The sequence below is a fragment of the Stenotrophomonas sp. a6 genome (assembly GCF_030913325.1).
Lineage (GTDB): Bacteria > Pseudomonadota > Gammaproteobacteria > Xanthomonadales > Xanthomonadaceae > Stenotrophomonas > Stenotrophomonas maltophilia.
On sequence record NZ_CP133161.1, the window covers coordinates 1,638,022 to 1,652,432 of the forward strand.

Consider the following 14,411-nt stretch of genomic DNA (forward strand, 5'->3'; position numbering starts at 1 on the left):
CGACCCCATGCATGGGGGATCCTGTGACGGAAAAACGCCTGATGATCCCGTTGTCGATCCTTGACCTGGCCCCGGTCTGCGAGGGCAGTGACACCACCGCCGCTTTCGCCAACATGCTGGAACTGGCCCAGCACGCCGATGCGCTGGGCTACCGCCGCTACTGGCTGGCCGAACACCACAACATGCCGGGCATCGCCAGTGCGGCCACCGCCGTGCTGATCGGCCACGTCGCCGGTGGCACAAAGCGCATCCGCGTCGGTGCCGGCGGCATCATGTTGCCCAACCATGCCCCGCTGCAGGTGGCCGAGCAGTTCGGCACGCTGGCTTCGCTGTATCCGGACCGCATCGACCTCGGCCTGGGCCGTGCACCCGGTACCGACCAGCCGACCGCGCGTGCGCTGCGCCGCTACTTCGACAGCGCCGACCAGTTCCCGCAGGACGTGCGCGAGCTGCTGCATTACTTCGAGCCGGTACAACCCGGGCAGGCGGTGCAGGCGGTTCCGGGTGGCGGCCTGCGGGTGCCGACCTGGATCCTCGGTTCGAGCCTGTTCGGTGCGCGCATGGCCGCCTCGATGGGCCTGCCGTATGCGTTCGCCTCGCACTTCGCACCCGACGCGATGGATGAAGCCGTTGCTGTATACCGGCGCGAGTTCCGCCCCTCGGCCACGCTGAAGCAGCCGCACGCGATGCTGGCCCTGAACGTCGTTGCCAGCGACAGCGAAACCGAATCGCGGCGCCTGTTCACCAGCCAGCAGCAGAGTTTCGTGAACCTGCGTCGCGGCCGACCGGGCAAGATTCCGGCACCGATCGACGACATCGAGTCCTTCTGGGAGCCGCACGAAAAACCGGGCGTGGAGCGGGCGCTGGCCTGCACCGTGCTGGGCGATCCGCAGCAGGTGGCGGAGGGCATCGCCGCGTTCGTCGAACGGCACAAGCCCGACGAGCTGATGCTCACCGCCAACCTGTACGACCACCGCGCGCGCCTGCGCTCGTTCGGACTCACCATGCAGGCCTGGCACGCCCGCCACGCGGGCTGAACAATTGCGTCACGGCCCATTGCGGCCAAACCGCGTCTGATGGGGGCTCATATCGAAGGAGCCCCCACATGGCCGACACCCGTGCCGAACACATCGCCCAGCTGGCCGAACTGATCAAGGACGTGGAGGTGGCGATGTTCACCACCACCGGCGTCGATGGCCGCCTCTACAGCCGGCCGTTGGCCACCCAGCAGGTCGCCTTCGACGGTGACCTGTGGTTCGTGATCACCGGCGACAGCCCCAAGGTGGCCGAGATCGCGCTCGACCCGCGGGTCAACGTGGCGTATGCCTCGCCCTCGAAGAACACCTATGTGTCGGTGGCGGGGCGGGCACGCGTGGTCGACGATCGCGCGAAGATCGAGGAGCTGTGGTCACCGGCGATGAAGCTGTTCTTCCCCGGTGGCAAGGATGACCCCAACCTTCGCCTGATCCATGTGCGCGCCGACAGTGCCGAGTACTGGGACGGTCCGGGCACGCTGCTGGGCAAGGCGTTGACGTTCGTGCTGTCGGCGGTGCAGGACGAACCGGCGGCGCTGGCCGACAACGGTTTCATCGATCTTCGGTGATGACCGATGTCCGGTATGGGTAGTGCCGGCCGCTGGCCGGCAAACCTGGGAAACGTGGCAGCCGGCCAGCGGCCGGCTCTACCGGATTCCGGATCAGAACCAGCGCTGGAACAGCTCCACCGTATGACCCACCAGCTGCCCCGAACTGAAACCGAAGAACGCGATCGCTGCCACGGCGGCGATCCAGTTGAACAGCATCAGCGCGCCATCGCGTTCCAGCAGCGCCAGCGAGAACAGCAGCAGCTGGAAGCCGAACAGGAAATTGGTGAAGGGAATCGGCAACGACAGCAGCAGGCCCAGCAGCACCAGCAGCAGGCCGGTGAAGGCGTGCGCCATCAGCGGTGTCAGCAGTTGCGGCAGGCGGGGTTTCAGCATCTTGTCCAGGCGCCGCAGCGGGCGGTCGATGCGGTCCAGGAAACGATGCATGGTGCCGCGCTTCGGCCCGCGGCGGGCAATGAAGCCGGGCAGCCAGGGCCGGCGCAGGCAGAACAGCATCTGCAGGCCGATCAGGACCACCAGTGGGCCGCTGACCGCGCCGCCCATGCCCGGGATCGGGATGAACGACGGCAGGATCGCCACGAACAGGAACACGCCGAACGAGCTCTGCTGCAGGTTGCCGAGGATCTGGCCCAGCGGCATGTGCTCGGCGGGATCGCCAGAGGCGAACATCTCCAGCAGGGTACGGATGCCCTCGTTGCGGTAGGCCGGGCGCTCGTCGCCCGGACCCTTGCCGGCCTCAGGCGGTGAGCTCATCGGCCTGCTCGTCGGACAACGTGCGCAGCAGCAGCTTGTCCACGCGCGCACCATCCAGGTCAACCACTTCGAAGCGCCAGCCCGCCCAGTCGAAGTACTCGCCTGCGTGCGGAATGCGGCCGAAGTAATGGATGCACATGCCGGCCAGCGTGTAGTAGTCGCCGTCCTCGGCGTCGGGCAGGTCGTTGCTGCCGATCAGTTCGCGCACGTCTTCGATCGGCAGCGAGCCGTCCACCAGCAGCGAGCCGTCTTCGCGGGTCACCACCAGCGCGTCCTCGTCGGCGTTCTCCACCGCCTGCAGGCGGCCGACCACCGCGCCCATCAGGTCGCTGATGGTCACCAGGCCCTGGATCTCGCCGTACTCGTCCACCACCAGTGCCATCGACTGCTGTTCCTCGCGGAAGATTTCCAGCAGCTTCATCGCGTGGGTCGATTCGGAGACGTACAGGGGTTCGCGCAGGGTCTGGAACAGCGCGTTGTCACCGCGCGCCATGCGCGTGGCCAGCGATTTCAGTTCGAGCACGCCGACCACGTCCATGTCGTTGTCGCGGTACACCGGGTACCGGGAGAACTCGTGTTCGGCCATGATTTCCAGGTTGCGCTCCAGCCCGGCCTGGGTATCCAGCCACGCGATGCGGTTGCGCGGGGTCATCAGGCTGTCGGCGGTGCGGTCGCCCAGGCGCATGACGCGGTTCATCATGTCGCGCTCGTGGGCATCGATCACGCCGGCCTCGTGGCTTTCGGCGACCAGCATGCGGATCTCTTCTTCGGTCACCGAGGCGACTTCATCCTTGCCCAGGCCGAACAGGCGCAGCACCAGCTGGGTGGTTCTGGACAGCAGCCAGACGAAGGGCAGGGCGAGCTTGGCCAGCCAGCTCATCGGCATCGCGACCAGGCCGGCAATGGCCTCCGAACGGGTCAGCGCCAGGCGCTTGGGCACCAGTTCGCCGAAGATCAGCGTGATGAAGGTGATCAGGCTGACCGCCAGCGCGGTACCGATGTTGCCGGCATAGGCGAAGCCCGGCATCAGGCCCTGGATCCAGCCGGCGAAGGCTTCGCCCAGCGCTTCACCGCCGAGGTAGCCGGTCAGCACGCCGATCACGGTGATGCCGATCTGCACGGTGGACAGGAAGCTCTCCGGCTTCTCGGACAGCTCCAGCGCCTTGGCCGCGCGCTTGGAGGTGGCGGCCATCTGCTTCAGGCGGCTCTTGCGCGAGGTCATGACCGACATCTCGGACATGGCGAAGAAGCCGTTCAGCAGAACAAGCGCAAAGACAATCAGGATCATTTCAAACACGGGCGTCGTCCCCGGTTGGTGGCAGGGAGGGCGGGTGCTTGCGATGGCGGCAGGCGCTCAGGAACGGGGTCCGGCGCGGCGCTGGGGGATAAGGGTCGTCGTCCATAGGATGCGCCCGAAGGCGCGCTGGCATCTTAGCAAAGGGGCATGGCAGGGTGGCAACCGCCTGTTCAGGTTCAGGGTTCCGAGCCCCGGAAAGGGGGCGGGGATACCCGTGATGGTCATCTAGCCGTCATAATTCCGTCTGGTGCCGTCCTTCCCGCGACGGCTGACAGGTTTCTCAATGTTCTCTCTGCAGACCATTTTCGGTTCCGGCAAACAGTTCTACACCCTGCTCGATGAGGCCGCCGTCGCGGCCTCCGACGCCGCCAAGGCGCTGCATTCCATGCTGCGCGAGGCCGACCGCCAGCCCGCGCTGGACGCCTTCAAGCTGGCCCGCCTGCGCGAGCGCGCGGCCTCGGACAAGATCAGCCAGGCGCTGGTGGACAGCTTCATGACCCCGATCGAGCGCGAAGACATCGAAGCGCTGGGCTCGGCCCTGTACAAGATTCCCAAGCAGATCGAGAAGTTCGCCGATCGCTATTCGCTGGCCACGACCCACCTGGAGCACATCGACTTCGCGCCGCGCGCGGCGATGCTGGAACAGGCCGCCGGCGTGGTGGTGGAGATGGTGGCCGACCTGCGCCACATGAACCTGGACCGGATGACCGCGCTGAACGAGAAGCTGCGCTCGCTGGAAAACGAGGCCGACCGCCTGATGCTCGAGCTGTACCGCGACATCTATTCCGGCCGCCTGGACAACCTGCAGATGTTCCTGCTGAAGGAATTCTTCGAGATCCTGGAAAAGGCCATCGACCGTTGCCGCGAGGCCGGCGTGGTTGCGTACCAGATCGTGTTGAAGAACAGCTGACGGACGCCGCCGCATGTTGACCCTTGTCCTGGTGGTGATCCTGGCCGCACTCGTCTTCGAGTTCATCAACGGCTTCCACGACACCGCCAATTCCATTGCCACCGTGGTCGCGACCAAGGTGCTCTCGCCCGGCTGGGCGGTGATGCTGGCCGCCTTCATGAACCTCATCGGTGCGCTGACCGGCACCGCGGTGGCGCTGACCATCGCTTCGGGCCTGCTCAACACCAACGTGGTCGAGGTCACCCCGCAGGTGATCCTGTGCGCGCTGCTGGGCGGCATCATCTGGAACCTGATCACCTGGTGGAAGGGCCTGCCGTCCTCGTCCTCGCATGCGCTGATCGGTGGCCTCTGCGGCGCCGGCCTGGCGGCGGCCCACAACAACTGGGACGCCCTGATCTGGTCCGAGCGCCTGGGCAGCTGGGCGCAGAACAAGGGCCTGCTGTGGAAGGTGTTCGTGCCGATGATCACCTCGCCGATCGCCGGTTTCCTGCTCGGCATCGTGGTGATGGTGCTGCTGTGGGGCCTGATCGCCGGCCTGGCCAGGATCGGTGGCGCCATCGGTCGCCTGGCCCGCCCGCGCATCGTCAATGCCTTCTTCGGCAAGGCCCAGATCGCCTCGGCGGCCTACATGGGCTTCGCCCACGGCCACAACGATGCGCAGAAGACCATGGGCATCATCGCCATGACCCTGATCGGTGCCGAGGCCACCGGCGCACTGGATGACCTGCCGTCCTGGCTGGCCTTCATGCACCCGGACGCCCACGCCGGTGACGGCATCGCGATGTGGATCGTGCTGACCTGTGCGGTTGTGATGGCCGCCGGTACCGCTTCGGGCGGCTGGAAGATCATCAAGACCCTGGGCCACAAGATGGTCAAGCTGCACCCGATCCACGGCTTCGCCGCGGAGACCAGCTCGGCCACCATCCTGACCCTGGCCGCCCACTTCGGCATGCCGGTCTCGACCACGCACAGCATCTCCACCGCGATCATGGGCGTCGGCTTCGCCAAGAACCCGCGCTCGCTGAAGTTCGGCGTGATCGAACGCATCGTCTGGGCCTGGATCCTGACCATCCCGGCAGCCGGCGGCTGTGCGTACCTGATCCTGAAGCTGTTCGAGCTGTTCGGCTGGACCTGATCGCCACGCCAGGGTTGCAAACGAAAAAGCCCGCCGATATCCGGCGGGCTTTTTCATGGGCAGAGAATTCTTCCGGACACATCGTGTCGACCAAGGTCGACACCTACCAGAGCAGAAGCAGGGATCCGATCCCGTGCCGACCAACGGTCGGCACCCACCAACAGCAGCAGGAACCTGTCAGCGGCGGGGTGGGGGGGGGGTGCAGGACCGTTGGCGCCATGGATGGCGCCATCGAGCCCCCAGGGACGGGTTTACGGCGTGTCCAGCAACCCCACCCCACCTCGCCAGCCCACGGAAACCCTGCTTTTGCCGTTGCCGTTGCCGTTGCCGTTGATCCGGCGGGTGCCGGGCCGCAGGCCCGGCCGAACCCCTCAATTGCGCTGGAACAGCGCCTGCACATCCTTCCGGAACGCCGCCTGGCTGTCCGCCCGGCTGTAGAACATGTGCCCGCCCGGATAGCTCCGCACCTGCACCCGGTCCGGGTTGCTGCCCATCGCCGGCATCTGGTCCACCGTCAGGATCGAGCCCATGAACGGGCACGACAGGTCGTTCCAGCCATGCACGATCAGCACCTGCAGATGCGGATCGATCGCCACCGCCTGGCGCAGCTGGGTCACCGCACCCTGGCGCAGCTCGCCGTTGCGGTCCCACAGACGATTCACGTCGTAGTTCAGCGCCTGGTAGCGCGCATCCACCTTCCAGCCGACCACGCGCGTCACGAAGTCGACCATCGCCGTGGTGGTCGGCGCAATGATGCTGTCCAGCAGCGGATCATTGGCGCGCTGCTCCGGGTCATTCGGGAATGGATCGAACGCGGTCACATTGGAGTCGTAGCGGCTGCCCAGCGTGCCCTTGTCGCGGAATACTTCGCGCAGGTAGGCCTGGGTTTCAAGACGGCCACCGGCACGGCGCACGAACTGCGGGTCAAGCCCGGTCAGCTCGGTCACCCGGCGCAGCATCGCCTCGGTCGCCTGCGGATCGCTGCGGCCCTTCATCAACGCGGTGGCGTAATCGCCACGGGTGTACTCCACCACCTCGCGCATTGCCGCGTCGGTGAGCCTGCCCTGGCGCTCCAGGTGCGCCGCGGCGATCGACGGCAGCGTCTGCATCCATGCCATCGGCGAGACGTCGGCGTTGTCTTCCAGCGTCGGGCTCAGGTACGGCGAGACCAGTACCAGGCCGTTCATCGCCACGCCCAGCCGGGTCTGCAGGAAATGGGTGATGCGCGGGCCGCGATAGCCGCCGTAGCTTTCGCCGGTCAGGTACTTGCGTGACGCCATGCGCTGGTTGCGCAGCAGCCAGTCGTAGATCGAGCGCGACAGGTACTCGATGTCGGCGCCGGGGTTGTACAGCTGCTTCTTCGCCTCGTCATCGCCGATGCGCGCGCGGCTGAAACCGGTGCCGACCGGATCGATGAATACCAGGTCGGTGAAATCCAGCCAGGTGCCCGGGTTGTCATGCAGGGTCGCGGGCGCCGAGGCGCTGTCGCCTTCCGAACCGAAGGTGACCACCTTGGGCCCGATCGCGCCCATGTTGAGGTACACCGACGAGGCACCGGGGCCGCCATTGAGCGCGAACGTCACCGGCCGGTCCTTGCCCGGCATCGTGTACGCAGTGAACACCACATCGGCGATGACCTTGCCCTTCTCATCGCGCACCGGCAGGGTGCCGACGGTGGCGGTGTAGTCCAGGGTGCGGCCGGCCAGGCGCATGCTCTGGCGCGCCGACGCATCGGCAGGCAGCGCAGGCGCGTCGGTCCTGTCGTCTTTCGAATCGGGCTTGGTGTCAGCGGCGGGCGCGGCCAGCACGCTGGTGGGGGCGATGAGCAGGCCGACGCAGAGCGCGGCAGTGTGCAGCAGGGACTTCATGGCACCGGATCGGCAGCGGAAGGGGGGTCCGATGCTAGGCCGGTGGAGTGCCATGCCGTATGTGTCCAAAGGCATGGCCACGTTCTGCAGCGGCTTGCGGCCAGATTGGATCAAACGGGCAGGGTGGCTGCCGCTTCGTCGTTGGCCAGCAGGCCATAGACGGCCGAGTCCGAAAGCTCGCCCTGGATGCGCCAGCGCTGGCGCAGCACCCCCTCGCGGTGGAAGCCGAGGCGGTCAAGCACATGTGCCGAGGGTACGTTGCGTGGATCGATCTCGGCTTCGATGCGGTGCAGGTGCAGGGTGTGGAACAGATAGCCCAGCATCTGCTGCAGGGCCTCATGCATGTAGCCCTGGCCCTGGCGGTCGGGCGCCAGCAGATAGCCGATCTCGGCCCGCATGGCCTCACGATCAATGGCGAATGCGACGCAGACGCCCAGCAGTGGGCCGTTGGGTGATTCGCGCAAGGCCAGCTTCAACTGGGTGCCGATCGCGTGCGCGGCAAGGTCGTCGTCGATCTGTTCGCGGGCTTCGGCCGGTCGTGTCCAGGCCGGATGGTTCCACCAGCGCATCACGTCCGGATTGGATTGCAGCGCGAACAGCGCGGCCGCGTCGTCACGGCGGATCGGGCTCAGCACCAACCGCGCGCTGTGCAGCGGCAGGGCGGGAAACAGCAGCGAGTGGCTGGCCAATACGATGGTCCACACGGGTGGACGCGCATTATGCCGCCGCCGGGTTTGCCGATGGCGGCGTAATGCCAAGGGCGCATGAGCCGGTAATGGCGGCCGCTGGCCGGCAGTCGAGGTTGCCGGCCAGCGGCCGGCACTACCGGGCAACCGGGTCAGAGCCCTTTGCCACAAAGGGATCCGACCCCGTGCCGGGATCAGACTTCCAGCGAGGCCAGGTCGCCCTTGCTCTCCAGCCAGCCCTTGCGGTCGGACGCGCGCTTCTTGGCCAGCAACATGTCCATCAGCGAGCGGGTCTGCTCGCCATCGTCCACGGTCAGCTGTACCAGGCGGCGCGTATCCGGGTGGATGGTCGACTCGCGCAGCTGCGGCGGGTTCATCTCGCCCAGGCCCTTGAAGCGGGTGACGTTGATGGCGCCCTTGATCTTCTCGCGTTCGATCTTGTCCAGCATCGAGCGCTTTTCTTCCTCATCGAGGGCATAGAACACCTGCTTGCCCACATCGATGCGGAACAGCGGCGGCATCGCCACGAACACATGGCCGGCATCGACCAGTGCCGGGAAGTGCTTCAGGAACAGCGCGGTCAGCAGCGTTGCGATGTGCAGGCCGTCGGAGTCCGCGTCGGCCAGGATGATGACCTTGCCGTAGCGCAGGCTGCTGATGTCGTCCTTGCCGGGGTCGCAGCCGATGGCGATGGCCAGGTTGTGTACTTCCTCCGAGGCCAGCACGCTGTTGGACGAGACTTCCCAGGTGTTCAGGATCTTGCCACGCAGCGGCATGATCGCCTGGAAATCCTTGTCGCGGGCCTGCTTGGCGCTGCCGCCTGCCGAGTCACCTTCCACCAGGAACAGCTCGGTGCGCGACAGGTCCTGGCTGATGCAGTCTGCCAGCTTGCCGGGCAGGGCCGGGCCCTGGGTGACCTTCTTGCGGACGACCAGCTTCTCGGTCTTCAGGCGTGCGCTGGCGCGCTCGATGGCGATCTGCGCGATTTTCTCGCCCAGCTCGACGTTCTGGTTCAACAGCAGGCTGAAGGCATCGTGGGCGGCGCCTTCAACGAAGCCGGCGGCCTGGCGCGAGGACAGGCGTTCCTTGGTCTGGCCACTGAACTGCGGATCGGTCATCTTCAGCGACAGCACGAACGACACGCGGTCCCACACGTCTTCCGGGGCCAGCTTGACGCCGCGCGGCAGCAGGTTGCGGAAGTCGCAGAACTCGCGCAGCGCCTCGGTCAGGCCGGTACGCAGGCCGTTGACGTGGGTGCCGTGCTGGGCGGTGGGAATCAGGTTGACGTAGCTTTCCTGCACCAGCTCGCCTTCCGGCAGCCAGGCCACGGCCCAGTCCACCACCTCGGTGTCCTTCTTCAGGTTGCCGACGAACAGGTCGGCCGGCAGCGATTCGCGTTCGCCCAGTTCCAGCTTCAGGTAATCGCGCAGGCCGTCTTCGTAGTACCAGGTGTCGACTTCACCGGTGGCCTCATCGGTCAGCTTGACCGTCAGGCCCGGGCACAGCACGGCCTTGGCACGCAGCAGGTGCTTCAGCGCGCGCACCGCGAACTTGGGCGTGTCGAAGTACTTCGGGTCAGGCCAGAAGCGCACACGGGTGCCGGTGTTCTTCTTGCCGACGCTGCCGACCACTTCCAGCGGCGTGGCGCGGTCGCCGTTGCGGAAGGTGATGCGGTGCTCGGCACCTTCGCGCTTGATGTGCACTTCCACCAGGGTCGACAGCGCATTGACCACGCTGACGCCGACGCCATGCAGACCGCCGGAGAAGGTGTAGTTGTTGTTGCTGAACTTGCCGCCCGCATGCAGGCGGGTGAGGATCAGCTCGACACCCGGGATCTTCTCTTCCGGGTGGATGTCCACCGGCATGCCGCGGCCGTCATCGCTGACCTCCACGCTGCCGTCCTTGTACAGGGTGATCTCGATCGAGCGGGCGTGGCCGGCGAGGGCCTCGTCCACCGAGTTGTCGATCACTTCCTGCGCCAGGTGGTTCGGGCGCGCGGTGTCGGTATACATGCCGGGACGGCGCTTGACCGGGTCAAGGCCGGACAGGACTTCAATATCGGCGGCGTTATAGCGGGCGTTCATCTGTCTTCGAAAGCTTGGAGCGACGGGCAAGTGTGGGGTCTGGCACGGGATTTTGCACGCCTGCGGTTCAGTCTCGGCGACGCAGAGGGGGTAAAATGGCAGCCGCTGGAATCTGAATGCCGGCGACCCCCGTTGGGTCGAAACATCCAAGCCATACCGCGAGGAGGACCTCATGAAGAAGTTGCTGACCATTGCGATCCTGGCCGCTGCCGCCGTTGCAGTGCCGCTGGTGGTGGCGCAGAACGCCGGCCAGCCGGCCCCGCAGCAGGGTGGCCAGGCAGACAAGGCGCAGGCCGAAGCCGATGCCAAGGCCAAGCGCCGCGCCCAGGCCAATGCCGAAATGAAGGCGCAGGGCCAGCCGGCCCCGCAGCAGGAAGAGGAAGAAGAGGCGCGGAAGAAGAAGTAATTCTTCCGCCCTCCGAAGCCCTTGCCGCAAGGGATTCGCCCCCCGACGCCCCGCCCAGCGGGGCGTTTCTTTTGGGTGATGGCCGCAACTGCCCCTTGGGTTGGCGGCCATCAATCTGTAAACTATGGCTTTCCGGGAGTAAGTGCGTGTCCACCCTTTGCGAATGGGCTGGCACGGCCATGCGTGGTCGCCAGCAATGCGGGTCGCAGGTGACGGTCGATTTGACCGGCACGGCCGCCCCGACCTCGCAGGGTGGTCCCCGTCCGGCGCATGCCGCCGCACGGCCTAGCACCTCCCTCGCTGCCCCAGCGAACCGGAAAACCCCCTTCAAGCTCCATGCCCGCCCTCCGGGTGTGCGTGGTGCTGCCGTTTTCCATTTCCAGACAGGATGCTTGCAGCCATGACTCCCTTGATTTTCGTAACCGGCGGCGTGGTGTCCTCGCTCGGCAAAGGCATTGCCGCTGCGTCACTGGCCGCCATTCTCGAAGCCCGTGGCCTGAAGGTCACGATGATGAAGCTCGACCCGTACATCAACGTCGACCCGGGCACCATGAGCCCGTTCCAGCACGGTGAGGTCTACGTCACCGACGACGGCGCCGAGACCGACCTCGACCTGGGCCACTACGAGCGCTTCGTGCGCACCCGCCTGAGCCGCAAGAACTCGGTCACCACCGGCCGCATCTACGAGAACGTGATCCGCAAGGAGCGCCGTGGCGACTATCTGGGCGCGACCGTGCAGGTCATCCCGCACATCACCGACGAGATCCGCCGCTGCATCGATGAAGCCACCGAAGGTTACGACGTGGCGCTGGTCGAGATCGGCGGTACTGTCGGCGACATCGAGTCGCTGCCGTTCCTGGAAGCGATCCGCCAGGTGCGCACCGAGCGTGGCCCGGAGAAGGCGCTGTTCATGCACCTTACCCTGGTGCCGTACATCGGCGCCGCCGGCGAGCTGAAGACCAAGCCGACCCAGCATTCGGTGAAGGAGCTGCGCTCGATCGGCATCCAGCCGGACGTGCTGCTGTGCCGCTCCGAGCAGGCGGTGCCGGATTCGGAGCGCCGCAAGATCGCCCAGTTCACCAACGTCTCCGAGCGCGCGGTGATCAGCGTGCCGGACGTGGACGTGCTGTACCGCATTCCGTCGGGCCTGCACGCGCAGGGCCTGGACGAGATCGTGGTCAACCAGCTGAAGCTGGCCGACAAGGCCGGCCCGGTCGACCTGTCGATGTGGGAAGACGCGGTCGACGCGACCCTGCATCCGCTGGACGAAGTGACCATCGCCGTGGTTGGCAAGTACGTCGATCACCAGGATGCCTACAAGTCGGTCGGCGAAGCCCTCAAGCACGGTGGCCTGCGCCAGCGCACCAAGGTCAACCTGAAGTGGCTGGAAGCACAGGACCTGGAAGGCACCGACATGGCCGCACTGGCCGATGTCGACGGCATCCTGGTGCCGGGTGGTTTCGGTGACCGTGGTTTCGAAGGCAAGGTGCTGACCTCGAAGTTCGCCCGCGAGCAGCAGGTGCCGTACTTCGGCATCTGCTACGGCATGCAGGCGGCCGTGGTCGACTACGCGCGCAACGTGGTCGGCCTGGAAGGTGCCAACAGCACCGAGAACGACCGCCAGTCGCCGAACCCGGTGATCGGCCTGATCACCGAATGGCGCACCGCGACCGGTGACGTGGAAAAGCGCGACGACAAGAGCGACCTCGGCGGCACTATGCGCCTGGGCCTGCAGGAACAGCGCCTGAAGCCGGGCACGCTGGCCCGCGAGCTGTATGGCAAGGACGTCGTCGCCGAGCGTCACCGCCACCGTTACGAGTTCAACAACCGTTACCGCACCCAGCTGGAAGATGCCGGCCTGGTGATCGCCGGCAAGTCGATGGACGACACCCTGGTGGAAGTGGTCGAACTGCCGCGCGACGCGCACCCGTGGTTCCTGGCCTGCCAGGCGCACCCGGAATTCCTGTCCACGCCGCGTGACGGCCATCCGCTGTTCATCGGTTTCATCCGCGCCGCACGCGAGCGCAAGGCCGGCGGCAAGCTGCTTTCCGAAGCGCGCGCCTGACTTGTGAATGGGGGCTTCGGCCCCCATCCTGCATGCTTCAACCCCCAGCGCACCGGCCCGGCCGGTGCTGCGGACAACAAGGAAACGCCATGAAACTGTGTGGATTCGAGGTCGGGCTGGACCAGCCCCTGTTCCTGATCGCCGGCCCCTGCGTGATCGAGTCGATGCAGCTGCAGCTCGATACCGCCGGCAAGTTGAAGGAAGTCACCGACAAGCTCGGCGTCAACTTCATCTTCAAGTCCAGCTTCGACAAGGCCAACCGTACTTCGGGCACCGCGTTCCGTGGCCCGGGCATGGAAGAGGGCCTGAAGGTCCTGGCCGAGGTCAGGAAGCAGATCGGCGTGCCGGTGCTTACCGACGTCCACGAATACACCCCGATGGACGAAGTGGCCTCGGTGGTGGACGTGCTGCAGACCCCGGCGTTCCTGGTCCGCCAGACCGACTTCATCCGCAAGGTGTGCTCGGCCGGCAAGCCGGTCAACATCAAGAAGGGCCAGTTCCTGGCGCCGTGGGACATGAAGCCGGTCGTGGAGAAGGCCAAGGCCACCGGCAACGAGCAGATCATGGTCTGCGAACGTGGTGCCAGCTTCGGCTACAACAACCTGGTCAGCGACATGCGTTCGCTGGCGGTGATGCGCGACACCGGTTGCCCGGTGGTGTTCGACGCCACCCATTCGGTGCAGCTGCCGGGCGGGCAGGGCACCAGTTCCGGTGGCCAGCGCGAGCACGTGCCGGTGCTGGCGCGTGCCGCCGTGGCGGTGGGCATCTCCGGCCTGTTCGCCGAGACCCATCCGGATCCGTCCAAGGCGCTGTCCGATGGCCCCAATGCGTGGCCGCTGGACCAGATGGAAGCACTGCTTGAGACCTTGATGGAACTCGACGCAGTGACCAAGAAGCACGGCTTCTCGCGCTTCGCGTGAGTCGTGACCCGTGGCTGGCGCTGGAAACCCAGCGCCGCCGCCGGCATTGGAAACAGTGGCCATGGGGCCTGATTGCACTGGGCCTGGCCGTGCTGTTCACTGTAGGCATGTTCGGGCTGGTGCTGATCGGTGCCGCGTCCGTGCGGCCGCCGGGTGATGGCAGCAGCGCACTCGATCTGCGGGCGTACTTCATTGCGCTGCTGGTGGCAGAGCTGCTCGGTGCAGTGGGATGCGTCGCTGCTGCTGTGCAGGCCTGGAGGCTGAATCGCGGCAAGGTGGCCGCTGGCCTGGCGATCATCCTGCTCTCGCTCTGGCTCGGCGCCCTGTTCTACGGAGTGCTTTGATGAATGCGACCACATCGGCGCGAGGCTGGCCCTGGGGCCTGATCGCCCTGGGGCTGTCCGTGTTGACCTGGATCGCCCTGGTGGTGGGCGTACTGGCCTTCACCGCCGGTTTCCGGCCGCCGGGGGACGGGAACAACGGCGTGCAGGCCACGCAGTGGTGGTTGCTGGGCGCACTGGTCACGATGGTGCTGTCCTTCCTGGGCAGCCCGGTGGCGATGGTGCTGGCCTGGCGACGGCGGCGTGGCCCCATCCTGGCGGCGGTTGCTGGTGCATTGCTGGTGATGCTGGTGTCGATGGTCCTGATCGTGATCGGGTCCAGCTGGGGCTGAAGCCGCCCACG

The 14,411-nt window shown here is 66.3% G+C and carries 14 protein-coding genes; 9 read left to right on the forward strand and 5 right to left on the reverse strand.

Annotation, left to right across the window (positions count from 1 at the left end; translation table 11 throughout):
• Nucleotides 1–41 precede the first annotated feature (41 nt).
• Together Q9Q79_RS07625 and Q9Q79_RS07630 are read left to right on the forward strand one after the other, a co-directional pair.
• Nucleotides 42–1,037: an LLM class flavin-dependent oxidoreductase gene (locus Q9Q79_RS07625; RefSeq protein ID WP_099529874.1), complete on the forward strand. Its 996-nt coding sequence runs from the start codon at nt 42–44 to the stop codon at nt 1,035–1,037.
• A 68-nt stretch (nt 1,038–1,105) separates the two neighbouring features.
• On the forward strand, nt 1,106–1,603 hold the full coding sequence (locus Q9Q79_RS07630) for a pyridoxamine 5'-phosphate oxidase family protein (protein WP_005412916.1): 498 nt from the start codon (nt 1,106–1,108) through the stop codon (nt 1,601–1,603).
• A gap of 93 nt (nt 1,604–1,696) precedes the next feature.
• Here Q9Q79_RS07630 and Q9Q79_RS07635 read toward each other — a convergent pair whose 3' ends face one another.
• Together Q9Q79_RS07635 and Q9Q79_RS07640 are read right to left on the reverse strand one after the other, a co-directional pair.
• Nucleotides 1,697–2,356, reverse strand: coding sequence for an exopolysaccharide biosynthesis protein (locus tag Q9Q79_RS07635; RefSeq protein WP_201861760.1), 660 nt, complete (start codon nt 2,354–2,356; stop codon nt 1,697–1,699).
• Nucleotides 2,340–3,644, reverse strand: a complete 1,305-nt coding sequence (locus tag Q9Q79_RS07640; RefSeq protein ID WP_032966609.1) for a hemolysin family protein — start codon at nt 3,642–3,644, stop codon at nt 2,340–2,342. The genes Q9Q79_RS07635 and Q9Q79_RS07640 overlap by 17 nt, the downstream gene beginning before the upstream one ends.
• Nucleotides 3,645–3,936: 292 nt before the next feature.
• On the opposite strand from Q9Q79_RS07640, the gene Q9Q79_RS07645 reads away from it, so the two are divergent.
• Entirely contained in the window at nt 3,937–4,563 is a 627-nt protein-coding gene (locus tag Q9Q79_RS07645; protein ID WP_004152833.1) for a DUF47 family protein, read from the forward strand.
• Between the two features lie 13 nt (nt 4,564–4,576).
• Nucleotides 4,577–5,698: an inorganic phosphate transporter gene (locus Q9Q79_RS07650; protein WP_005408993.1), complete on the forward strand. Its 1,122-nt coding sequence runs from the start codon at nt 4,577–4,579 to the stop codon at nt 5,696–5,698.
• A gap of 371 nt (nt 5,699–6,069) precedes the next feature.
• On the opposite strand, the gene Q9Q79_RS07655 is transcribed toward Q9Q79_RS07650, so the two are convergent.
• From Q9Q79_RS07655 to parE, 3 genes are all read right to left on the reverse strand, one after another.
• A complete protein-coding gene (locus tag Q9Q79_RS07655) occupies nt 6,070–7,566 on the reverse strand; it encodes a S10 family peptidase (RefSeq protein WP_005408994.1) in 1,497 nt (498 codons plus the stop codon).
• Between the two features lie 110 nt (nt 7,567–7,676).
• Nucleotides 7,677–8,255, reverse strand: a complete 579-nt coding sequence (locus Q9Q79_RS07660) for a GNAT family protein (protein WP_012479721.1) — start codon at nt 8,253–8,255, stop codon at nt 7,677–7,679.
• 191 nt (nt 8,256–8,446) lie between these two features.
• A complete protein-coding gene (gene parE, locus Q9Q79_RS07665) occupies nt 8,447–10,336 on the reverse strand; it encodes a DNA topoisomerase IV subunit B (protein WP_201861763.1) in 1,890 nt (629 codons plus the stop codon).
• A gap of 172 nt (nt 10,337–10,508) precedes the next feature.
• Between parE and Q9Q79_RS07670 the strand changes: the two genes are divergently transcribed.
• The 5 genes from Q9Q79_RS07670 (at nt 10,509) to Q9Q79_RS07690 (ending at nt 14,400) form a co-directional block, all read left to right on the forward strand.
• Complete coding sequence (locus Q9Q79_RS07670; protein ID WP_005408997.1) at nt 10,509–10,742, forward strand: hypothetical protein; 234 nt, start codon at nt 10,509–10,511, stop codon at nt 10,740–10,742.
• Nucleotides 10,743–11,142: 400 nt separating this feature from the next.
• Complete coding sequence (locus Q9Q79_RS07675; protein ID WP_005408998.1) at nt 11,143–12,807, forward strand: CTP synthase; 1,665 nt, start codon at nt 11,143–11,145, stop codon at nt 12,805–12,807.
• Between the two features lie 89 nt (nt 12,808–12,896).
• A complete protein-coding gene (gene kdsA, locus Q9Q79_RS07680; RefSeq protein ID WP_005408999.1) occupies nt 12,897–13,727 on the forward strand; it encodes a 3-deoxy-8-phosphooctulonate synthase in 831 nt (276 codons plus the stop codon).
• Nucleotides 13,724–14,071, forward strand: a complete 348-nt coding sequence (locus tag Q9Q79_RS07685) for a hypothetical protein (RefSeq protein ID WP_005412922.1) — start codon at nt 13,724–13,726, stop codon at nt 14,069–14,071. Before kdsA ends, Q9Q79_RS07685 begins: the two co-directional genes overlap by 4 nt.
• The gene (locus Q9Q79_RS07690; protein ID WP_044569798.1) at nt 14,071–14,400 is read left to right on the forward strand and encodes a hypothetical protein; all 330 of its coding nucleotides are present in this window, start codon (nt 14,071–14,073) and stop codon (nt 14,398–14,400) included. The genes Q9Q79_RS07685 and Q9Q79_RS07690 overlap by 1 nt, the downstream gene beginning before the upstream one ends.
• Nucleotides 14,401–14,411: the final 11 nt, after the last annotated feature.